The following is a 22,365-nucleotide window of genomic DNA, read 5'->3' as shown; positions in this document are numbered from 1 at the left end:
AGGTGCCAGGAAGCAATGCCATGGCAAAGGCCACCTTATCAGTGACATTGCAGCCCGCTTCCGCCTACGCGGGTTTGAAGGCTGACTGGCAAGATCTGGAAAACCGCGCCGAACCCACGGTATTTTTGTCGTGGCAGTGGCTTGGGCATTGGCTGGCCATTTATAAGCCTGCGGCCCTGGTATTAAAAGTGACCGAGGGCGAGCGAATTATTGGTCTGGGCCTGCTGGTTGAAACCAGCGAGCGCCGCCATGGCGTACTAAAAAGCCATTGCCTGCGCTTGCACCAGACTGGGCAGCGCCTGCAAGACCAGATCTGGATTGAATACAACGGTTTTCTGTCTGAAAAAGGTCAGGAAGACCACGTTGCCGCAGCGTCTTTAAAGTATATCTGTGAAGAATTGCCGGAATGGGACGAATTCATTGTCGGCGCCATCGACAGTAAAGACGCCGACCGCTACGCCCAGTTAACCGGCCTGCACAAACACATCCGCTGGGAAGCACCTTGTTTCGGTGTAAATCTGGACGAACTGCGGCGCGGGGGCGTGCATTACCTGGATACCCTGTCACGCAACACCCGTTACCAGATAAGCCGCTGCGAACGCTTATACCAGCAACGGGGGAAGGTGCAGTTGCAGCGGCCAGATTCGGTCGAAGGCGCTTTGGCATTATTTGATCGCATAGGCCCGCGGCACCTGCAGCGTTGGGGAAGTGGCACCGACCAGAGCGGCTTTGCCAACCCGGATTTCTTGCACTTCCATCGTGAACTGATACGCACCCAATGGGCGGATGGCGGTATAGACCTGGTTTCGCTGATGGCCGGCGATCAGGAAATCGCCAGCTTCTATAACCTATTGCACAAAGGCGTTATCTATTTTTACCTGGGCGGCATGGAAACTGAAACCGACAACCGGCTAAAACCCGGTCTTCTGGGCCACACCCTGTGTATTGAAGATTACCGCCACCATGGCTTTCATTATTACGATTTTATGGGTGGCGATGAGCGCTATAAAGCCAACTTGGGCCAGTTGCACCGGCAGCTCACCCAAGTATCACTGCAACGTGGCCGCTTCAAACTGAAACTGGAAGACGCCGCCCGCCGCACCAAACAGCTTTGGCTGAAGGAAGCAGCCCCCAATGAACGCTGAACTGCAGGTACGTGCCTCACGGTTGTCGGCTTTCCCGTTGAAAGACTACAACGATTACATCGCCAGCCAACCAAACGCTACGCCTTACCATTATAGCGGCTGGTTAATAGCGGTTAAAAAAGCCTACGGTCACGCTGCCTGGGTGGTAACCGCCCATCAAAATGGCAAGCTGTGCGGAGCCTTGCCGCTGGTAGAAGTGAAGCGACCTTTTCGGTCAAGTACCTTGGTGTCACTGCCATTCTGTGATCTCGGCGGGCTGCTGGCTGACAGCCGAGACATTGCTGGCGAAATTCGATTCGCTGCTCAGAATCTTGCGGCCAGTCTTGGAGGGGCGGCTCTGGAAATTCGCGAAGGCGGGCCAGAACTGCTGCCGGAAGAATGCATAGACCTTGCCGGCGACACCAAAGTGCGCATGCTCTGTGAATTACCGGCCTGCAGCGAAACCTTGTTCAAAAGCTACAAACCGAAACTGCGCAGCCAGATTCGCAAAGCCGAAAAAAATGGCTTGACCGCAGAAGTACGTCAGGGCGACGACGCCATCGTACGATTTTATGCGGTGTTTTCACGTAACATGCTGCGCCTGGGTTCACCGGTACACAGCCTGAGCTGGTTCAAAGAACTGGGTAGAGCATACGGCGACAAAATGCTGGTAGGCCTGGTGTTTAAAGGTGACGAGCCGGTAGGTGGCGGCATAGTGTTGGTGCAGGGCAAGCAAGCGTGCATTCCTTGGGCGTCTACCCTTGAAGAGCACAACAAACTGGCACCGAACATGCTGTTGTACTGGACCCTGCTGGCCCGAGTGAATGATTTAGGCTGTACCCAATTTGATTTTGGCCGCTCCACATTGGGGGAGGGCACATTCCGCTTTAAAAAGCAGTGGGGCGCGGTGCCTCATCATTTATTCTGGCGCAACGAAAGCCAGACTAACGAATGCGAAAACTCAAACTCAATTTTAAGTTCTAGTTTAAGCAGGACGGTCAGCCGTTTGCGCCCGCTGATCGAGCGCATCTGGCAACGTTTTCCTTTACCCGTTGCCAACTGGATTGGCCCTAAATTACGGCGTTACATCACCTTATGAACGTTATACTGTTTATCACCACTGTCTGTTTGTTGGTGCCGGTCTACGTGTATTTTGGCTACCCGGCTATTTTGTGGCTGCTCACCCGCAATGTTCAGCCAAAGCCAACCCCGGCAACGTTCAGTACTGAAACAAGCAGTACTGAAAAAAACAATATCGAAATAGATAACGCTCCAACCGTAACCCTGGTCATTTCCTGCTATAACGAAGCCGCAGTAATAGAAAAAAAACTCAACAACGCCCTGGCACTGGATTATCCCACAGACAAGCTGAACATCGTTGTAGTATCAGACGGCTCCGATGACAGCACCGACGAAAAGGTAAAAGCCCTTAGCAACCCCCGAATCAAACTCATTCGCCAGGAAGGCCGATTAGGCAAAACCATGGGCATTAACTTGGCCATGGAACAGATACGCAGTCAAATCACCGTGTTCAGCGACGCCAACGCCATGTACGCGCCAGATGCCATCAGCCGGCTGGCGGAAAATTTTGACGATCCCAAGGTCGGCTACGCCGTAGGCGCTGCGCTCTACACAGATGCAAATAGCGGCGCCAGCGCCAATAATGAAAACCTATACTGGCGTTACGAACTGGCCATTAAAGAAATGGAATCAAAACTGCATTCGGTGGTAGGCGGCGACGGCGCGATCTACGCCATTCGTACCGAACTTTGGGAGCCTTTGCAGCAGCAAGACATCAACGATTTTGTCAATCCACTACAAATCGTCGCCAAAGGTTATCGCGGAGTATTTGACCCAAAAGCCCGCTGCTATGAAGAAACGGCTGGCGACTTCGGCCGTGAGGTGGTCCGCAAAGAGCGCATCGTAAATCGAAGCATTCGTGGGTTGATGCGGGTTAAAGCCGTTATGAATCCCCGCAAAACCGGGGTTTTTGCCTGGGAAGTAATCTCCCACAAACTTCTACGTTGGTTGATACCGGTGTTTCTGGTTCTCGGCGTCGCGGGAAGCGCCTTACTTGCAGCCCAGGGGCTGTCACTGTTCCAGCTGATCACTTTTGGATCTTTGGCACTTCTTGCCCTGGCTACCGCGGGACACTTGTCCAAAAACAAGAACGACTTGCCGGTATGGTTGTCGGTTCCCTATTACTTCGTGTTGGTGAATGCCTACTCCGTCCGTGGGGTATTAAGTGCCGTAAGAGGCGAAACTCAGGTTACCTGGAACAGTGCAAGGCCCGCGGCACCAGCTGATTCCGGGGCCGTTCCAGAGAATCCGATGGGGGCGCTCACATGGTGGGTGGTGGGCCTGATTCTATTGTTATCAAGCTTGGGGTGGGCATATGTGGGTTGACTATTTCTCCCGCCAATCTGCAGGCAAACTAAACCATGTCTAAAATAGCCCTTATTTTCTTGATGGCTTTTTTTGGCGGTACTATTGCTACCTTCACTTTTAGCGGTGCTTCCTCATTTATACTCTATCAGTTTGTATACTTCCTGAATCCGGACTATCGGTGGTGGTCTGCCGAGATACCGGGGATAAGCTATTCCTTTATTGCTTCTATGCTCATGCTGATATCTCTCGGTATTGGCTATCGAAAATATTCCACGCTGGCGCCTTGGGGAGAACTGCCAGTTTTTAAGTGGATAATCGCCCTGTTGCTGTATCACTACCTGGTGTATTTTTGGGCTCTGAATCCTGCTGTGCATTACGAGTTCACGTTTCAGTTTACCAAACTGGTGATTATCGTTTTTGTCGCTTACAAACTGGTCAATTCACCTCGAATTCTTGATGTTTCGATATGGGCTTACTTGGTAGGCGCCACTTATATTGGTTATCTCGCTACTTCCGTCGGAAGGGGGGCTGGGGCCCGGGTTGAAGGTATCGGCATGGCCGATGCGCCCGACGCAAACGATACGGCAGCAGCTTTGGTACCCGCTGCCGTTTTTCTTATGTACTACGCGTGGATGGGCAACAAAAAAGTGAAATTGCTCTGCGTTTTCTGCGGGGCCCTCATAGCGAATGGACTGGTTTTGATTAACAGCCGGGGATCATTTGTGGGCGTTGTGGTCAGTGCGGGCCTTTTTCTTTTGTACATGATGTTTTCCCGTTACCGCAAGGAAGGTCAACGGGCGATGGCCGTTGTCATTATTATCCTTGGGATCAGTGGCGGGCTCTATGTCGCCGATGACCAGTTCTGGGATCGCATGCGCACCATGGAGAATGTTGAAGATGAAGGTGCAAGCGGCTCGCAACGCATTAATTACTGGTTGGCAGCACTGGATATTTCGACAGACTATCCGCTGGGTGCTGGAATTTATGGTTTTAACTTTCTTTCCGATGTTTATCTTCCACCCGAATATCAGGGGGGAGAGGGGGGGAAAAGTGTGCACTCGCTCTGGTTTCAGGGGCTGAGCGAGGTTGGGTGGCCCGGGATTGGGCTCTTTATTATTGCGCTTATGTCGTTATTCAGATTCTCCAGAAAGGCAAAACAATGGGTGCTTGAAAATGAGGACAACGTCTCTTACTTCAAGTTACTAGCGCTTGAATGTGCACTATTAGGCTATCTGGCAGCTGGAAGTTTTATAAATCGTTTCCGCGCTGAAATTTTGTACTGGATGATTTTGCTGTTAGCTATCGGAATCAATGTCTATTTCCTGCAACGTCGGAAAGCGAAAGTAGCAGTTGCCAAAAAACAAAAAAATACGGTGCCCAAATCACTAACCCCAAACTATAGCAAGGAGCCCTCGCGCTGATGCGACGTCTGAACATTCTGCAGTTCATTACCCCCGCTGGTTTTTACGGCGCCGAACGCTGGGTGTTGGCCCTGGCGAATAACGTTGACCGGCAAAGGGTGACCTGCGACCTGGCGGTAACACGCGAGAGCGAGCACCAAGACCTCACCGTAGCAGAGGTTTACCCACAAGCTGTGGGCGAGGTTCATTACCTTGATATGGCCGGGCGTTTCGATCTGCGGGTTGTTCGTCAATTGGTGAGTGTGATTCAAAGACGACAGATAGATGTCATTCATACCCACGGCTACAAATCCGATATTCTAGGGTTGTTAGCGGCTAAGAAAGCGGGTATTCGCTGCGTGAGTACGCCTCATGGTTTCTCGGGAAAAGTGGGCTTTAAGCTGGCTACCTTTATTCGAATCGGTACTCATATGCTTCGGTACTTCGACGCGGTCGCACCTTTGTCTGAAGAGCTGGCTGCGGATATGGGCCGCTTCAAGGTGCCTGAAAGTAAAACCCGGTCTATTCGCAACGGCGTCGATCTAACGGAGATTGATGCTGCAATGCAGAACCTGCCCCCTAGCGACGCCCAGCAAATTTCCAAACACATCGGCTACATTGGGCAGATGATTCCACGAAAGGGGCTGCCTGACCTGTTGGACGCGTTTGACAGGCTCTACGCCACGGATCCGACCGTGAAGCTGAAAATGCTCGGTGACGGAAGTCAGCGGGCAGAACTTGAAGAACAGGCTGCCTCCTTGAAAAGCGCCAGTGCGATAGAGTTTCTGGGTTTCCGCAGCGACAGGCTTGCCCTGCTGTCACAGTTTGATCTTTTTGTGATGACATCTTCCCTTGAGGGGATACCCCGCTGCCTGATGGAAGCTATGGCCGTGGGCGTGCCGATCGTCGCCTACGATATTCCAGGGGTAGATCAACTCGTGCAACATGGGGAGACTGGCTTGCTTGCGCCTTTAGGCGACGTTAATGCTTTGGTGAACTGTTGTAATCAGGTGCTTACAAATCCTGAACTGGCCCAACACATGGCTGCTAAAGCGCGAACGCTGATCGATCACCGTTTCTCTGCCGCGCGCATGGCTCGGGAGTATGAATCGCTATTCTTGGAATTGGTGAGTCCCGATCAGCAGGAACTGCCTTCTGAGAAAGAGGGGAGTTAGGTATGTGCGGGCTGGCAGGTTTTTTTCGTAACCCCTCAACACCCCATCGTGAGGCTCATCAAGGTTGGCTGGAAACTATGGGGCAGGCCATCATCCACCGCGGGCCGGACGCCGGTGCCGTATGGCTGGACGATCACGTCGGCATGGTTCATCGCCGCCTGAGCATCCTAGACCTTAGTAATGCGGGCACGCAGCCCATGGTTTCCCGAACTGGGCGCTATGTCATCGCCTTCAACGGTGAGATCTACAACTATTTAGAGCTTCGGCAGGCGCTTAATACCGTTGGTTTCACTTTTCGCACCCAGACCGATACCGAGGTTCTGCTGGCTCTGTTCGAGCACAAAGGTGTCAACTGTCTCGATGAGCTCAATGGCATGTTCGCCATTGCGATCTGGGATACCGAAGCAAAACAGCTGTTTTTGGCCCGGGACCGCTTGGGTAAGAAACCGTTATATTATTACCAGGAAGGCGGCCAATTTGCGTTTGCCTCGGAGATAAAGGCGTTACTTCCCGTCCCGTTTATCAAAACAGAGCTTCGCCCGGACGCAGTGAAAGATTTTTTTGCCTACCAATACGTGCCGGACCCTAAAAGCATTTACAAGAATATTCATAAGCTACCCCCCGGCCACTGGCTGATCACGAATGGCGAAGAATGTCAGTTACAACAGTACTGGGACCTGTCTTTCGCCAATCCTAGTGCAGCAAGCCCGTCCGAACTGGAAGCCGGTCTCTACGATCTGATTGATGACGCCGTTCGCCTTCGTATGATCAGTGACGTCCCCCTCGGCGCTTTCCTCAGCGGCGGGATCGACTCTAGCGCCGTGGTGGGGCTAATGGCAGGCCACTCCAGTCAACCAGTGACCACCTGCGCAATTGGGTTCGATTCAAAGCGCTTTGACGAAGTGCACTGGGCTAAAAAAATTGCCAAACAGTTCAAAACAGATCATCACGAATTCACCGTAAAAGGTAACGTTGCGGACAGCTTGGTCGACATCGCCCGTTACTTTGATGAGCCCTTTGCTGACCCTTCGTTTATTCCAACGTATTTCGTGTCACAGTTGGCGCGCCAGAAAGTTACCGTCGCTCTTGCCGGTGACGGTGGTGATGAAAATTTTGCGGGATACAGCAAGTATCGTACGGATCAGATCGAGAACCGGCTTCGCAATCTTTTTCCCAGGCCCCTGCGCCGCAGCCTGTTTCCTATGTTGGCACAGATAGCCGGTGGATTTGGTACAGCGGCCACCCGCAAGGCGCAGTCACTTCTCGGAACCTTGGCCATGGATCCAGACCGTTCCTTTTTCGTCACTAATAGTTTTTTCCGTCAGAGTGTATGGGACGATCTGGTTCGGGGTGACTTGAAACGTGAAACCGTGGGGTATGATCCCGCCGATATTACCCGCGACCATTACGCGAAGGCGGACACTGATGATCATCTGGGTAAAATTCTCTATACAGATATCAAGACCTACTTGCCTGGAGATATTCTGGTGAAGGTAGATCGAATGAGCATGGCCAATTCCCTTGAGACAAGAGCGCCGCTGCTGGACTACCGAGTGGTTGAATACGCTGCCAGTATTCCATCTGCGCTAAAGCTCAATGGTAAAGAAAAAAAATACATTCTGAAGCATGCATTCGAAAAGCTGCTCCCGGAAGATGTGCTCTATCGTAAGAAGATGGGGTTTTCAGTGCCACTAGCCCAGTGGTTGAGAAGCGAGCTATTTGAACTCGCGGACGAAGTCTTTCGCTCCAATAATGGTGGGCTGGCACAGTGTTTTAACATGCACAAGGTCCGTGAACTGTGGCTGAACCATCAGAGGGGTCACGACTACAACACCCAAGAACTCTGGAGCATGCTGGCGTTTGAGCTTTGGTGGAGAGCGTACCAACGATGAAAAGAATAGGAAGAAAGGGCTCTGCCATGGAAGACGACAGTGACAAAAAAATGAGGAAACAGCCCAAATTCTGGATTCAAGGGCTGGCTATCATTAGCCTCGTGGTTGCTCTTGTGCTTATGGGGATTAATATTTACGGACTCACCCAGCCCATCCGGAAGCCGGGGCTGGGCGTGACCGACCAGGATCAGCTTCGGTTTATCCCGAAGCAGATCTGGAGTTATGAGGATAGCCTCATCGCGATTAATGGGCTTGATGCTTCTTTACCAAGAAGTGAATTCGCAGAAGCAGCTAACCAAGTTGTTAATCAGAGCCTGATACACATTGACTGGCAAAAAGTAAATCCTGTGGAATACCGGCAATTGGTGCCCATTTGGGAAAATTACTTCCTGTGGGGTATTGGTATGTTTTCAGGGCTACCTCAGTTCGAGCGCTATCATTACGCAAATTATGAGCGAAACATCGAGAGGGGCATCGGGATTTGTGGAGACGCCTCCACGATTCTCTCCAGCGTTCTCGATCAACATCAGATTCCCAATCGTATCGTATCTTTTGGTGGGCATGTCATTGTTGAGTATGAGCGTGAGGACGGCAAGCCGCAACTTCTTGATCCGGATTTTGGTATTTCCTTGGGGGTTCCCCTTGATGAGCTATCGGAGCGGTTGGAGCATGTGCGCGATCGATATTCGGCGGCTGGGTACAGCGCTGCTGAAATAGATGATCTGATCAGCATTTATCAAACCGATTTCGCGCTGTTCGACAACACATATCACTTTATGACCTTGCGATATGTTTTCGAAAATGTGAGCTATGTAGCGAAATGGATAGTCCCTTTGTCGCTTATCTCGCTGTCTCTTGGTTACTTTGCCTGGCTTAGGCGGAAGCAGCGAGCCAAAAACGGGAACCCGTCGTGATGAATAAGGGCTCACAACATGAACATCTCCTGAATATAACGTTCAATATGGGCATCCTCCATGTCTAAAGTCCGAACGGCTATTATTATTTCTTCAGTTTCCCAATATGTTGTGCGGCTAATTGGCCTCGCGACTACAATCATTGTCGCCCGGTTGTTGACGCCGGATGAAATTGGAACTTTTTCGGTCGCTAGCGCCATCGTGATGATTATTGCCGAGTTTAAGCTTCTGGGTGCTGCCGACTATTTGATACGGGAAGAAAACTTAAGTGAAGAAAAAATCCGGCGCGCGCTTGGATTGACCATGCTCATCTCCTGGGGCTTGGGCATATTTATCATAGGGGTGGGGCCCTGGGTTGCAAGCTATTATGAGTTGGCTCCGCTGGCGGTCATATTTCCGATTCTTTCCACTACGTTTTTTCTTGGGCCATTCATCAGTATCCCCATGGCGCTGGTTGCCCGATCATTCAACTTTAAAATTTTGCTTCTTGTTAATATTCTAAGCTCGGCTTCCGCTTTGGTGGTGACAGTTACTTTGATTAATCTGGGTTTTAGTTTTTACTCACTCGCCTGGGGGCATGTTGCTACAATTTTGGTTCAGTTTCTGGTCGTTACGTTTACCAAAGGTTTCCCAACCTACTGGCGCCCGATATTTTCGGACGTTGGGGCGATAGCCAAGTTTGGCGTTTATAACTCTCTCACTAATCTTTTTAAAAAAGGTGTTTCAGTGGCGCCGGATCTCGTTCTTGGCAAAATGGGTACCACAGCTCAGGTTGGTATGTTCTCTCGGGGGCAGGGCTTTGTCACTTTTATAGCCGGCACGTTGGTGTCGGGCGCAGCCCCAGTTGTATTGCCTTATCTTTCCGAAGCCAAGAGGTCGGGGGCAAACTTAATTAACGCCTATACTAAAGCGACTTTGCTTATGGGTGCTCTAATGTGGCCTGTGTTGGCTGTCGCCTCAGTGGCTAGCCTGCCGGCAATCCGGATATTTTTCGGCGACCAATGGGACGCCGCGGCGCCGGTTGCATCAATACTGGCAATCTGGCTGATACTTCGCTCCACACATCACTTCGCCAATAATCTTTTGATCGCGTCAGGCAACGAGCATACTATGCTCAAAAAAGAAGCATTTTTGCTTCTTGCGATCTTTGCTTTGGTTATTTTTGCCTTCCCGATAGGCTTTCAGGCTGTTGCCTACGCTTTTCTGATTCTTGGCGTTCTTGAGGTAGTTGTGGTTACCTGGCTTCTCGTTAGGGTTCTTGATTTAAATATAATTACATTTTACCGCACATTACTTCCTAATTTACTGATATCACTAGTCTGCGCAGCGGCCACCTACGCCATCTCAATTTGGATCCCGTTTGAGGCTGAGCCTGCCTGGAAGCCGATATGTGTAATAGCATTATTTTTACCCCCTATCTGGTTATTGTCGTTGGTGGCTCTCGGACATCCATTGTATAAAGAAATTGGTTTTACAGCACGACGTAAAGTTTAGGACGTTCAGGAGTTTGCGAGACATTAGTGTCGGCTAAATTTTTAGGGAGTTATTAAAGAATGCGGAAAATTCTATTGGTCAGCGAAATATTTCCCCCAACCCACGGCGGAAGCGGGCGCTGGTTCTGGGAGATTTACAGCCGATTTGCAGCGGGCAGTGTAGCCTGCTTAGCGGGAGAGCATCCCAATGCCAAAATAACTGATTCCGGTTTTCCTCACCCCGTATATCGTTTCGCTCTGAATAGTCCTGAATGGGGACTGCGTTCATTTTCTGGACTACGCTTTTACTTGAAGGTGTGGAACAAGCTTCGGAAACTTGTAAAAAGCGAAGGCATTGCGCAGATACACTGCGGGCGGATCTTGCCGGAGGGGCTGGCGGCTATGCTCATCAAACTGACTCATCGCGTGCCTTACACTTGTTATGTTCATGGTGAAGATGTGGAAGTGGCTTTGACCAGCCGCGAATTGAAGCTGCTGACGCAGCTGGTGATGATGCGCGCCGAGCGGATCGTAGCGAATAGTCAGAACAGTCGTCGTATTCTCACCGAGAAATGGCACCTGCCCGAGCACAAAGTCGTGGTTATGACGCCAGGCGTGGATGTGGATAAGTTTACCCCCGCCCGCAGCAGCGAGTTGCTCCCAAAATGGGCGGGCAAGCAGGTTATCTTAACGGTGGGACGATTGCAGAAGCGAAAGGGCCAAGACATGATGATCCGTGCATTGCCGACTTTAGCAGCCTCGGTTCCGAATTTGCATTACTGCATTGTTGGTGATGGTGATGAAAGGGAACCTCTGGCCACATTAGCTGCTGAGCTAGGCGTGTCTCATATGGTCGAATTCGCGGGGGAGATTAACGATGCGGAAATGGTGGAACATTACCGGCATTGCGACCTGTTTGCATTGCCCAACCGCCGCATTGGTAATGATGATGAAGGCTTCGGAATGGTTCTCTTGGAGGCTCAGGCTTGTGGGCGTCCTGTCTTAGCCGGAGATGCCGGTGGGACGCGGGAAACATTGAAGGTAAACCAAACCGGTGTCATCGTTGATTGCACCAAGCCTGATACCCTTGCACAGGGAATCACTAAGCTTTTTCAGGATATGGATAGATTGAAATCTATGGGCAATGAAGGGCGCGCCCATGTTGAGCATAAATTTTCATGGGATCAGCTTGCTCAGGAAGCTATGCAGTGTCTGTACTAATCATAGTCAGCCGAAACACTAAGTAAAAGCAGGGAAAATGTTTGATGGATGAGACGATTTCTGTGGTCATTCCCGTCTACAATCGAGCAAAGTGGATTGGTCGGACGCTTGAGCATGTCTTTAATCAAAGTGTACTCGTTGATGAGATTGTAATATGCGATGATGGCTCGACTGACGATCTAGAATCTGCATTGAAGCCTTTTGAAGACATAATAAAACTTGTTCGAATCGAAAATAGTGGCCCCGCTATTGCGAGAAAAATAGCCATTGATAACTCTACCGGCTACTGGGTTGCGTTGTGTGATAGTGACGATTTCTGGGAGCCGGATCATATAAAAAACTTTCGTAAAGCAGTGGAGTCATTCTCTGATTTGGACTTGTATTTTTCAGATTTTATCTTGTCTGATGATTTAGAGTGCTCAAAATTTGCTCAAGCCCCGGAAAACTGGCTCGAAGAACTCGCTTCGGCAAGAAGCGCTACGGGTGGGCACTATTATCGATGTCGCGAACCCTTTCTAACGGCACTTTTGAGGTTTCAGGGATGCTTTCAATCATGCATGGTATTTAGGAAGAGGTTCTATGACGATATTGGAGGTATCATGGATTATGTTTCACGATGGCCGTCCGAAGACTTTCATTTAACTGCCAGAATGGCTGCAAAAGGCAAAGGCGTTGTATCTTTACGTCCAAGCGTTTTGATAAATAAGCATGAAAACAATTTTTCTGGAGACTATATAAAAAACCTCAAAGGTGAGCTTGACGTTTTGAATGACCTGAAATTTCGACGTTTAGTTCCTGTAGCATCCTTGAGATTAATTGATTCTCGAGTGGAAATCTATCACCTAAGGTTGTTCAGAGCTTGCTACTGGCATGGGGAGTATGTAGAGGCCCTCAGATTTTGGCGACTATTGACCCTTGTAAATTGTGGTCCCCGAGATTTTTTTAGATTTTTGATATCTCAATTTTTTTCCTTTACTCGCAAATAGTTTTTTGTACGTTATTTAATTGTGAGCTACGATATGTCAATATTTTATTTTAGTAAATTCTCCTCGGAATATAATAGTAGCAATTTTGGTGATGACATAAATCCTGAGCTTTTGGGTAGACTTTTCTCTAAGCGATTAATAGCTAGCGAAAATGTGTGCATTTTAGGTGTGGGAACGATATTAAATGATCATAATATTAAGGCAGTTGATTCATTTAAGAAAAAAGTTATTTTTAGTTCAGGTGTTGGCTATGGTGCTGTTACAAACGATCTAGACGAAAGCTGGGATGTAGTATGCGTTCGAGGTCCGAAGTCTGCAGAAGCTCTTAAGGTTGGAGCAGAAAAGGCAGTCTGTGACGGAGCTATTTTGCTTTCTGATTACTATGAGGTTTTTCCAGAGTCGTGCAGATGTATATCGGTGACTTTCATACCCCATTTGAAAACTCACTGGTCAGCAGGAAAAGCTCTGAAAAAAATCACGCAAAGCCTGGGTATAAATTACCTATCACCCGACGTGACTCAGGTTGATTTTATTAAGCAGGTGTCACAGTCGAAGTTGGTTATTACTGAAGCGATGCACGGTGCGATACTAGCAGATACAATGCGAGTGCCGTGGTTGCCTATTCAAATATATGAACACAATCGGTTTAAATGGGAAGATTGGTTTCAGTCAATTAATCAGAACTATTCTTCTAGAAAGATGAATGTATCGATCTGGAACTCTCCGAAGAGTATTGTGAAGCGTTCTATTAAAGCTCCTTATCAGGCTGTGAAGAGTGGCCTGATAGCGCAGCAAATCAGCCAATGGGCTTCATCTAACGAAGCGATTATGAGCAGTGATGCGTTACTTTCTGAAAAAAAGCGAGACTTGCAAGAAAGAGTGGCTTACATTAATGAAAAATATGAAAATGATTAGTGTGATTATGCCGGCCTTTAATGCGGAAAAATATATAGGTCGTAGTGTTGAGTCTATTCTTAATCAGAGTTATAAGGATTTCGAACTGCTGGTTGTTGATGACGGGTCTATTGACGCGACAAAAAATATTGTTGAGGAGATTGTAGGAAGTGATCACCGCGTTCGTATTGTAGACAACGTATTTTCTAAAGGAGCTAGTGGCGCGAGGAACACTGGGATAATGGAAGCCAAAGGAGGCTGGATTGCCTTTCTTGATTGCGACGACCTCTGGTACGTGGATACGCTTTTACAACGAGCCAATGCCGTCAAGAAATATCCTAAGTGTGATGTATTTACATCAGATTATAATATATGGTTTCCTGAAGACTCCGATTTAGAGTTTTCTATAAGCTCACATAATGATGTTTGGAAAAAATACTTCTCTAAAAGCAACATCGACGGAAAATTTCTTTTGATGTATAAACCCATTGAAGCCTTTATTGAGTCAACGCTCACTCACACCTCCGTGATCATGGTTCGTTCCGATCTTTTAAGGACCTTAGGTGGGTTTGATGAATCTTTGAATACTTATGAAGATGTTTTACTTTGGTTGAAGATATCGGCCTATTCGCAATGCATGGTATACATTCCTTTCGTGGGATCAAGGTATAGGCAACGGCTAGGAAGTCTTACGCACTCGGGAAAACCACAAACTAAGGATGCACCATTAGTATTTCGAAAACTACTGAATGACCCTGCTTTCGGTGCATATCGGGAGCTTTTAAAAAAGAACATCATCCACCATCTAAACCTAAACACCTATTGGTATAGAAATAATGGGTTCAAGTTTGAGGCAATAAAGTCTGCAGTGGCGGGCGTTTTTGCAGGGCCGTTTAACCGAACCTCCTTAAAGAACCTGCTAGCCAGCCTTTTTCTTCGATAACAAGATCGGATAGTGTAGCGATGTGGATGAGATAGTCTAGAGAACTGCTCTTCAATCGCTTTCCGAGCCCGGCAGGGTGAATCTCCCAGTTGACAATTTTCCGTTGCTTCTACCGAAAATGACCAGCGCCCCCACCAATGTTTGAGCCTTCTTGGTGGATTTTCGCTCCATACCTACAAGCCACTTCAGTTCTAGAAAGTCCCGGTCGGCCGGTTTATTGTTAGTCTATCGATCGTTTACTTATGGCTGACGGAAGCGGATACTAATGTGATTAAAACTATTATAGATGCACAGTTCAAGCAATTTAATTATCGTTAAATTTCAGCTTGTTAGCACCGGGTTTTAGGGCAGGTCGATGTAGTAAGCGATTGGTTGGTGGATATACAGCCGCCACAACTTTATTGGCAAAAAATGAGATTGAGAGAGGCAGGATATGCCCTTAAAAAATTGTAATATATTAATGATTAGTGGGCTAATTACTCTTACAGGGTGCGCAACCCAGGCTCCGCCATTTGAAGACAAGTTCCCTCCGCCCTCGGCAGGGATGGGCGGAGAGGTCATCGTTGATGACACGGCCTCGACCTTTTTTTTTGATGGCCCCTGGAAGACCTCATCTCATACCCCAGGCTATCTAGGACGTGGCTATCAGGTTATTCCCAGAGGGCAGGGTGATAATTTTGCTGTCTGGAATTTGGAGTTGATTGATTACTTTGACGTTTATGTTCGTTGGACTTCATATGGTAATAGGGCGTCGAACGCTCAGTATGAAGTGCACTACTTGGACGATGACGACCGACTCGTGGTCGCTAAAGTTGTAGTTGACCAGCGTTCCGGCGGAGGAAAGTGGTTTAAGCTTGGTACTTATAAGATGTCTAGCCTTACGGGTCGAGTCCAAGTTTCTGATAATGCAGATGGTTACGTTGTTGCTGATGCGGTGAAGTTCGTGCCGGTTTATCAAATGGAAAAACCGCCAGTGGTGGTTGATTCCGACGGCGATGGGATGGATGACGAGTTTGAGACGCGCGTTGGATTGAATCCAAATGATGCTAACGATGCGACTATGGATTCCGACGGCGATGGCGTAACGAATCTTGAGGAATATTACGTCGGTACAAACCCAGCGAGGGTTGATACTGATAGTGACGGCATTCCAGATGGCTATGAACTCAGTTATGGTTTGAACCCCACAATCAACGACGCGCTTTTGGATCTGGACCTGGACGGTTCTCTTAATGTTGATGAGTATAATGCCGGTTCAGCTCCGGATGACAAAGGTAGCCTGCCAGGTAAGGGGCCTTTATTAAGTTGGATTGCCCCGGTTAGTCGTGCAGATGGAAGCGTGCTCAACCTTTCGGAGATTGACCATTTTGAAATACAGTACTCTCCAGTTTATTCTGCCGAAACCGTAACGCTCGACGACGATTCGGGTTATTTTAATGTGGTTGGGGCTACTGTTTCTGTCTCTTCTTTTACTCGCGGATATTTGGGAAAAGGGTATCACCCGATCGCGCCGGGCGATGGATCAGTGTTTGCAAAGTGGAGCTTTTTTGATCTGACTCCCGGCATACCGTATGCGGTTGAGGCAAGGTGGGCTGCAGACTTCAATCGCTCTCAGCAGGCTACCTATCGAATTAGGTTTCAAGGAGATGCTGAAGAAGTTATCGTTCAGAGCCCAGCCATTGACCAGAAAGCCTCAGGAGGCCAGTGGGTGCAAGTGGCAGAATTCACACCGTCAGATGCATCCGCTGTGGTAGAGCTTCCGAGCACGGCTGATGGATACGTTATTGCAGATGCAGTGAGGTTAAACCCAAACGTTGTGTCATCGATTAGTATGATTGTGGTGCCCGGCTCGAAGCATTCTGTGAAGCTCGAGGAGGCATTGCCCGGTGGCTCTTGGGTCTTTCAGATTAGAGCTGTTGATAGTGATGGTGCGGCAAGTGCTTTTAGCGACTCGGTGACAGTAAACCTTCAATAAATTACGAGATAATTGGGCTTGGCCACGAAATGTACGAATGAAAATTAAGGGCCCAACTTTGATTCTAAAGTGTCAGCTTGAGGAAAAAGTATGAGTTTCAACCGGAAATTACACTTGTTGGGCGCGGCGGTTATTGCTTTCGGAATAGCTGCAACAGCGACTGCGGAAATAATTTTTGAGGAAACGTTTGATTCTCAGCCGGATTGGGAGGCACAAAGCGGGATGGGCATCCCCGTAAATTGGCACAGGACTTATGAGCGGTCTACATGGTCGCCTGCCATGGGCCACCCCGATCGTCATAATGTTATCGAGATTACTGATGCGACGATTGCCGAAAATCCTAACAGAGCGCGAGGCGGCACGGGAAAATCATTTGTTACGTGGCGAGATAGCGAGCAGGGTGGGGATCAGTGGAACACAGATGGCGATATGTTTTTCAGAATACCTGGCGCGGGGCTTAGAAATATTTACGTTGAATTTTGGATCAACTTTTCAAACGAAATGGTCGCTACCTCCTATATGTCCACTCACGCCCTCGGATTGAATAAAATGTTCCGCGTGATGAGTCATGATTTTCCGGACGAAACGGACCCGACTAATTACTACAGCTTTTTCGGAAGCAACCATAAGCCGATGTTTCTTTGGGGTATGGCGCAAAATGAGTATGGGTTTAGAAACAAAATGGCAATTTACAGGGAAAAGAGTTCGCCAGACCCCGACTTAAGCGCGACCACAGCCAACTTTTCTGGCTACGGTCGCAATGGTGATTTTTCTTTGTGGTATGCCCCGTCAGCTATGAAGGGGGCGGCTATTGATGGCGGAGACACGATCCTGCCGGATATCAAGAATGGCGGGGATATTCTGACAGGCCCGGTGGCTATTGACCAAGTTTTCGGCGATGAAACTCACTGGACCAAAGTGGGCTTCTATTTGCAGATGAACTCTGCCCCTGGGGTTGCAGATGGGCGCCTTCAGCAATTCGTAGATGACCAACGGATCCTCAACGCAAGCGGTATTGCGTGGCAAACGTCTGCCCAGCCAGCAGACAAACTATGGAACATTGTCGGGATTGGTGGGAATGATTACTTCTATTATTACGATAATGCTGTGCGGCATGAAGAGTGGTACGCAATCGATGATATTGTTATTAGATCCGATCTTCCGGCGCGCCTCAAAGCAGATAGTCGTGTAAGTCCTCCAAATCCCCCGAGTCCTATTGTTGTGCAATAACGGCACACCATCGCTGGGCTGTGAATCAAAAGGTTTGACCTTGTGGCGATTATAATAGTATAAATCTATTGAAAATTTAATTATTATAACTAAAAACTATAAATTTTGGTATGCAGGGTGTCGCAGAGAATTATAAAGTCCCTTCAATAGCCCTAAGCTGCGCCCAAAAACATATAGCAAATCTAAAAAATAAATTTTGCGGAAATTTTTTAAGTGAGCAAAGTTTTTCGAGCGTATAACTCGTTTAACCGAAAACAATAGTGGAATAAAGGCGGTAGTTAGTGCGATTAATAGAGATAATTTACTGTTGAATGGCGCGATAGCAGCGGTTGTTGGGACCAGAATGGTAAATGCCAATATCAGGTCAAATGTGGGATCTGTAATTGAGCCCTTAATATCTCGCATATAATTTTCTGAATGCCAGATTTGCCGACGTATAAATTGAAGTGCGGTTTTTGCATTGCCCAAGTGAGTTATGTCCAACGAATGATCAATAAGCACAGGTACGTGTCTAAAAATTAACCGATTATGCAGATCGGTGTCTTCGCCAGCGGATACCAACTCATCAAAACCATCTGTACTTAAAAAAAGTTCTTTGGCCAGCATCGTACTCGCGCCGATTAGATGTTTCGGCAACGTAGGTTGGCCTTTATTCTCCAGTAGCCATGACGTTTCAATCCATGTTGCGTTGCTGGGTAGTTTGGCACCGCCTCCATAAGCACAGTTAGGGCGATCTTTAATTAGTTTTTCAGCTCTGTTTAGCCAGTTGTTGTCCATAATACAGTCAGCATCGATAAAAATAAGTATCTGACCACGCGACTGCTTTGCTCCATAATTTCTGACGGCACCGACATTTCCCTCAAGCAACTGAAATATTCTTGCGCGATCTGAGTTAAGAGCGATTTCACGGGTCCGATCGTGGGATCCGTTGTCTACCACAATGACCTCATACTGTTCGCTGTCGTACTTGGAGTCAAAAATAGCTTGAAGGCACGATCCAATATGATCCTCTTCATTGTAAGCAGGTATCACGATGGAAAAGTAGGGTGAAGCATACGGTGCTTTCTTTTGTTCGCTCATTTTTCTCTAATCACCGAACGAAATTTGCCATTACGCCCCCGCGGAATTTCCGATACCTGTTCAACGACTACTCGAAAGTCGTCTCCGAGTCTTTGTTTACAATTGGAAATAAGGGTGCACTCATTAAAGGCGCTAGACTGATTTTTAACTAATTTTATGGTAGCCCAGCCAGGTTGGCTCTGAACGACCTGCGCTTCCTGGATGCCGTCGACACCTTTGAAAATGTGGTCAATGCGCCCGATTAGGCGCCCGTCACTTGTTTCGATGTAGTCGTCGATTCTTCCATTAATAGAATTCAATCCTGGTATGCCAATGGCTGCTTCAGTTGAATTCGCGAGCGTTGCCGTATCGCCAAGGTTATATCGAAGTAGAGGCATTTGTTTGTTGGTCAAAGAGGTGGCCAGTAGTCTACCCGTGTCATTTGAGTCTGAATCTATTTCAACCTCTGTAATGCCAATGATAGGATTTGGCCTATAGATTCCTGTCCTGTCCTGCCCTGCAAACATTACATATTCAGCCGTCCCATAGTAGTCGTAAACCAGGCACCCAAATACAGATTCAATTTTTTCTCGTTGCCACAGAAGGAGTGTCTCGGAGTTCGTAATGACAGCTTTCGGTTGGAAGTCCGGTTTGGAATCAGACTTTAGGTAGTGCACCGCCAGATCATAGATTGCAGATGGGTAGCCGATCAGTTCCTCAGGCTGAAATCTGTTCAACTCTTTCTCATAATGGGGAAAGGTATTTTCATTAAGGTGGTAACTGGAAAACAGTCGCTGGTTTTCTGATCGGTTAAAGCGCGAAAAAGGAGGCTTCATGTCACCCGCTGATTTAAGCATTCTGCCTGCGAAGGTCGCTCGTTTGGCGCCAAAAGGAACGCCGTGACTTTCTTCGTGATCGACCAGCAGCGCCATAGCCAGTTTATAAGTACGCTCATCGACTTGGAGCGCTAGCGGGGTACCAGTGCTACCGCTTGTATGCTGAATCATAAAGGGTTTTTTGGCATCTTTGGCACGAAAGTTATGGTTTTGTTCCAGTATTGTCTGCTTATTCAGGGTGGGAAGCTTTTTGAGGTCTTGAAGCGCTGTAATATCGCCTGGGCGCAGCCCATGTTCAGCAAATAACTTTTGATAGTACGGAATCTGCGTTGCGCAGTAGTTCACCATCTGGTGAAGATTTTCTTCCTGAAGTGCCATTACCTCTGGGGCACTCAACGCTTTGACGTTTTCAAGCTCAGTGCGAATTTTGTGGTATAGACCTGTGTATCTCTTTTGGTACAACAGGCGCCCATAGCCTGATATCATAAGATTTTGGAGCACTGCGGGAGCGCGGAAGTACAGTTTTTCAGTGACTTTCATCATGAACTCCGCGCTCATTTTCCGCAGCTTTGTCGATTGCGAACAAATAATAATCAATGGTTTTTATTTTACAGACCATGTCCATGGTAGAGCCGGCATCTATGCCGTTTTTTTGGTTTGAAGCGATCGTTTTTAACATTCGCTCCTTAGACCAGATGTCTGATTTTAATGAGCTTATGGCAGTCTCAAAAAAGTTTCCAGAGTAAAGATGCTCATAATTAAACCAGCCGAGGTTTGGTCGGTTCTTTTTCAGTTTAAAAATAGTCCGCTCGAAGATTATTCTCAAGATTCGCGAAAGCTCTTGTGTAAAAATTGGTCGTTTCGCTTTAACTAAGGTAGCGGCCATAGGAAACTCCAACAAATCGCGGTTAAGCTCAGAAATTACTTGTCTGGTAAGTCGGTTCTGGACCCTTTGTTTGAACGGGACTGTGTAAACGAGGTTCAGTAATTCTGGATGACTTAGAGGGGAGTAATATCCTTGGAACGCTTTTGCCATGCCGGGCTGCTTCATCATGTACTGCCGGCTGGCATGGTCGTAATTGAATTTCTCAATTGCAAAAGAAAAGTCGTCAGTAGTGTCTAAATAATCATCTAGGGTTTGATGAATTTTTTTGGTGGTTTTGATGGCGGTCTTGCCGAATATCTGATTGCCTTTTTCGCTTGTAAACCAGAAAGTTTTCGGTGCCGTCATGCTTGCTTTAACATCGTTAATAATTTTGTCTTTCGATACTATTTTTGCGCTAATCAAGTGTGCAGCGTTAATTGTTTTTTGAAACCTTGTTCCGACACTTGTAAAGCCATTGTGGCCGCCCAGTCTTGCTCCAATTACGCCACTGGCAATCGGAAGGCATAAACGTTCTGATATGAACTTGCTGGATAAATGCCAAATCGGCCAGAGGCAGTGACCGTGAAGCTCCAACATTTCGTCGAGTAAAGGAGTATCTATTATCATTCCTTTTACGTCTTTAAAATAATGGTCTGTCCTTAATGAACCCGAGAGTTTCTTCGCAATAGTGCATTCGCGACTTGATAGATCACCGTGGGTATATGCTGTTTTAATCGGGGTACTTCTCGGCGCCAGCAACGTTCTGGAATCCCAACCAGCTGACATCATGAGGGCCATTGGGCGATAATTGAGCATGATGTTGCTAAAAAGTTTAGCAAACGTTCGGCCGTTGGTTGTCAGCGTGTCCGAATTTAATGTGTGTGGTGGAGCTTCCGAAACCTCCTTTGATATAGCAAGAAATTCGGTGTCTACTTCTAACTTCTGATTGGAAAGGGTCTGCTGGATACCTTTGAAAAAGGTGCTTTCGCCGACGGTATACCCAAACGCAAGGTAGCAGTGAATTGCTTCCCAATTGGGGGAATCATCGCTATCTATTAGATTGTCCAATCGGTTCGACAGTAAAATAATTGATTTCTTAGTGCGATAGTAAATAGGTTCTGCACCGGCCAGATCCGATCTTACAATTAATTTTTTATTAGTTACAGAATAGGTTATAGACGTTCCATTGACCGGGTTTTTGAAGTTGATAATTTTGCTATCTTTTCTTTCACCAAAGAACAGTTCGAAGTCCCCAGATGGATGAACCTCCTGGCGTATATAAAAAGGGTTGATATCTCTGGTCCGAAGGAAAGTCTTAGAACTGGGATTCTCTGAGTCAGAACTACTATCGTCGCCGGTTCCGATGGTCACTAGAAAAGAGTTAGGCTTCAACATTTGCTACCTTTTTTCTGCCTTAAACTGATTTTGGCGGCTGGATTTCCGCCCCAAATAGCACCTGATTCCTCAATGGGGCGAGTCAGTACAGAACCAGCAGCGACTATGGACTTGTCACCGACACCTGCTAGTAAAATTGCGCCATTCCCAATCCAACAGTCTTCACCAATTTGTATTTTAAGGTACTCGCCACCTTGCTCTTGAATCGGCATTTCAGGATCACGGAAATTGTGTTGTTGATTGCCGCTCAGGATATGAACCCCGCTGCCCAGCAGTGTGTTCTTGCCAATCGTGCATTTTCCGATGTTACAGCCAGGACCAATATATACGCCTTTGCAAATCGAAGTGTCCCGATGTGAAAATACGGTGAGAAAACCAACGAGAATATCATCAGAGGTATCTGAGCAGGCTAGACGGTAAAACGCAGCACGAATGTAGATGCCAAGTTTACCCGGTATTAAGCTAAGCGCTTGAGAGAAGGATTGAAAAATGCCATCTGGATTCCCAAAGAAACTGAGCAAAAAGTAAACTGCATAGAGCGGCAAGGCCAGTAGTAGGAAAAGGTTTTTGATCGTTCTTTTTAATTTTTGACGCAT

At 47.7% G+C, this 22,365-nt stretch carries 18 protein-coding genes; 14 read left to right on the top strand and 4 right to left on the bottom strand.

Features of this window, described 5'->3' with window-relative positions; translation table 11 throughout:
• Window positions 1-20 precede the first annotated feature (20 nt).
• From MIH19_RS11935 to MIH19_RS11870, 14 genes are all read left to right on the top strand, one after another.
• The gene (locus MIH19_RS11935) at window positions 21-1,145 is read left to right on the top strand and encodes a GNAT family N-acetyltransferase (RefSeq protein WP_249005094.1); all 1,125 of its coding nucleotides are present in this window, start codon (window positions 21-23) and stop codon (window positions 1,143-1,145) included.
• Complete coding sequence (locus MIH19_RS11930) at window positions 1,135-2,223, top strand: FemAB family XrtA/PEP-CTERM system-associated protein (protein WP_249005093.1); 1,089 nt, start codon at window positions 1,135-1,137, stop codon at window positions 2,221-2,223. The genes MIH19_RS11935 and MIH19_RS11930 overlap by 11 nt, the downstream gene beginning before the upstream one ends.
• Window positions 2,220-3,530 carry a glycosyltransferase family 2 protein gene (locus MIH19_RS11925; RefSeq protein ID WP_249005092.1) on the top strand — a complete coding sequence of 437 codons (1,311 nt, stop codon included), beginning with the start codon at window positions 2,220-2,222 and terminating at the stop codon, window positions 3,528-3,530. Before MIH19_RS11930 ends, MIH19_RS11925 begins: the two co-directional genes overlap by 4 nt.
• A gap of 35 nt (window positions 3,531-3,565) precedes the next feature.
• Window positions 3,566-4,933: an O-antigen ligase family protein gene (locus MIH19_RS11920; protein ID WP_249005091.1), complete on the top strand. Its 1,368-nt coding sequence runs from the start codon at window positions 3,566-3,568 to the stop codon at window positions 4,931-4,933.
• Window positions 4,933-6,087 (top strand): glycosyltransferase family 4 protein, encoded by a 1,155-nt coding sequence (locus MIH19_RS11915; protein ID WP_249005090.1) that lies wholly within the window; start codon window positions 4,933-4,935, stop codon window positions 6,085-6,087. Before MIH19_RS11920 ends, MIH19_RS11915 begins: the two co-directional genes overlap by 1 nt.
• Window positions 6,088-6,089: 2 nt before the next feature.
• On the top strand, window positions 6,090-7,979 hold the full coding sequence (asnB, locus tag MIH19_RS11910; RefSeq protein WP_249005089.1) for an asparagine synthase (glutamine-hydrolyzing): 1,890 nt from the start codon (window positions 6,090-6,092) through the stop codon (window positions 7,977-7,979).
• Between the two features lie 26 nt (window positions 7,980-8,005).
• The gene (locus MIH19_RS11905; RefSeq protein WP_249005088.1) at window positions 8,006-8,893 is read left to right on the top strand and encodes a hypothetical protein; all 888 of its coding nucleotides are present in this window, start codon (window positions 8,006-8,008) and stop codon (window positions 8,891-8,893) included.
• Window positions 8,894-8,953: 60 nt separating this feature from the next.
• Window positions 8,954-10,387, top strand: a complete 1,434-nt coding sequence (locus MIH19_RS11900; protein ID WP_249005087.1) for an oligosaccharide flippase family protein — start codon at window positions 8,954-8,956, stop codon at window positions 10,385-10,387.
• Between the two features lie 59 nt (window positions 10,388-10,446).
• Window positions 10,447-11,586, top strand: a complete 1,140-nt coding sequence (locus MIH19_RS11895) for a glycosyltransferase family 4 protein (RefSeq protein ID WP_249005086.1) — start codon at window positions 10,447-10,449, stop codon at window positions 11,584-11,586.
• Window positions 11,587-11,630: 44 nt separating this feature from the next.
• Window positions 11,631-12,572: a glycosyltransferase family 2 protein gene (locus tag MIH19_RS11890; protein WP_249005085.1), complete on the top strand. Its 942-nt coding sequence runs from the start codon at window positions 11,631-11,633 to the stop codon at window positions 12,570-12,572.
• A 33-nt stretch (window positions 12,573-12,605) separates the two neighbouring features.
• Complete coding sequence (locus MIH19_RS11885) at window positions 12,606-13,487, top strand: polysaccharide pyruvyl transferase family protein (protein ID WP_249005084.1); 882 nt, start codon at window positions 12,606-12,608, stop codon at window positions 13,485-13,487.
• On the top strand, window positions 13,465-14,409 hold the full coding sequence (locus tag MIH19_RS11880) for a glycosyltransferase (RefSeq protein ID WP_249005083.1): 945 nt from the start codon (window positions 13,465-13,467) through the stop codon (window positions 14,407-14,409). Before MIH19_RS11885 ends, MIH19_RS11880 begins: the two co-directional genes overlap by 23 nt.
• A gap of 433 nt (window positions 14,410-14,842) precedes the next feature.
• Complete coding sequence (locus MIH19_RS11875) at window positions 14,843-16,384, top strand: hypothetical protein (RefSeq protein ID WP_249005082.1); 1,542 nt, start codon at window positions 14,843-14,845, stop codon at window positions 16,382-16,384.
• A gap of 90 nt (window positions 16,385-16,474) precedes the next feature.
• The gene (locus MIH19_RS11870) at window positions 16,475-17,614 is read left to right on the top strand and encodes a hypothetical protein (protein ID WP_249005081.1); all 1,140 of its coding nucleotides are present in this window, start codon (window positions 16,475-16,477) and stop codon (window positions 17,612-17,614) included.
• A gap of 96 nt (window positions 17,615-17,710) precedes the next feature.
• On the opposite strand, the gene MIH19_RS11865 is transcribed toward MIH19_RS11870, so the two are convergent.
• Genes MIH19_RS11865 through MIH19_RS11850 form a run of 4 tightly spaced genes read right to left on the bottom strand, consistent with a single transcriptional unit; the run spans window position 17,711 to window position 22,365 of the window.
• Window positions 17,711-18,694 carry a glycosyltransferase gene (locus MIH19_RS11865; RefSeq protein ID WP_249005080.1) on the bottom strand — a complete coding sequence of 328 codons (984 nt, stop codon included), beginning with the start codon at window positions 18,692-18,694 and terminating at the stop codon, window positions 17,711-17,713.
• The gene (locus MIH19_RS11860; protein WP_249005079.1) at window positions 18,691-20,052 is read right to left on the bottom strand and encodes a hypothetical protein; all 1,362 of its coding nucleotides are present in this window, start codon (window positions 20,050-20,052) and stop codon (window positions 18,691-18,693) included. The genes MIH19_RS11865 and MIH19_RS11860 overlap by 4 nt, the downstream gene beginning before the upstream one ends.
• Window positions 20,036-21,769 carry a hypothetical protein gene (locus tag MIH19_RS11855; protein WP_249005078.1) on the bottom strand — a complete coding sequence of 578 codons (1,734 nt, stop codon included), beginning with the start codon at window positions 21,767-21,769 and terminating at the stop codon, window positions 20,036-20,038. The genes MIH19_RS11860 and MIH19_RS11855 overlap by 17 nt, the downstream gene beginning before the upstream one ends.
• Window positions 21,763-22,365 (bottom strand): acyltransferase, encoded by a 603-nt coding sequence (locus MIH19_RS11850; RefSeq protein ID WP_249008997.1) that lies wholly within the window; start codon window positions 22,363-22,365, stop codon window positions 21,763-21,765. Before MIH19_RS11850 ends, MIH19_RS11855 begins: the two co-directional genes overlap by 7 nt.

Origin of the sequence: Marinobacter sp. M1C, from assembly GCF_023314135.1 — a bacterium.
GTDB lineage: Bacteria > Pseudomonadota > Gammaproteobacteria > Pseudomonadales > Oleiphilaceae > Marinobacter.
The sequence above is the reverse complement of the archived record's forward strand: the minus strand, read 5'-3'. Positions and strand labels throughout refer to the sequence as shown.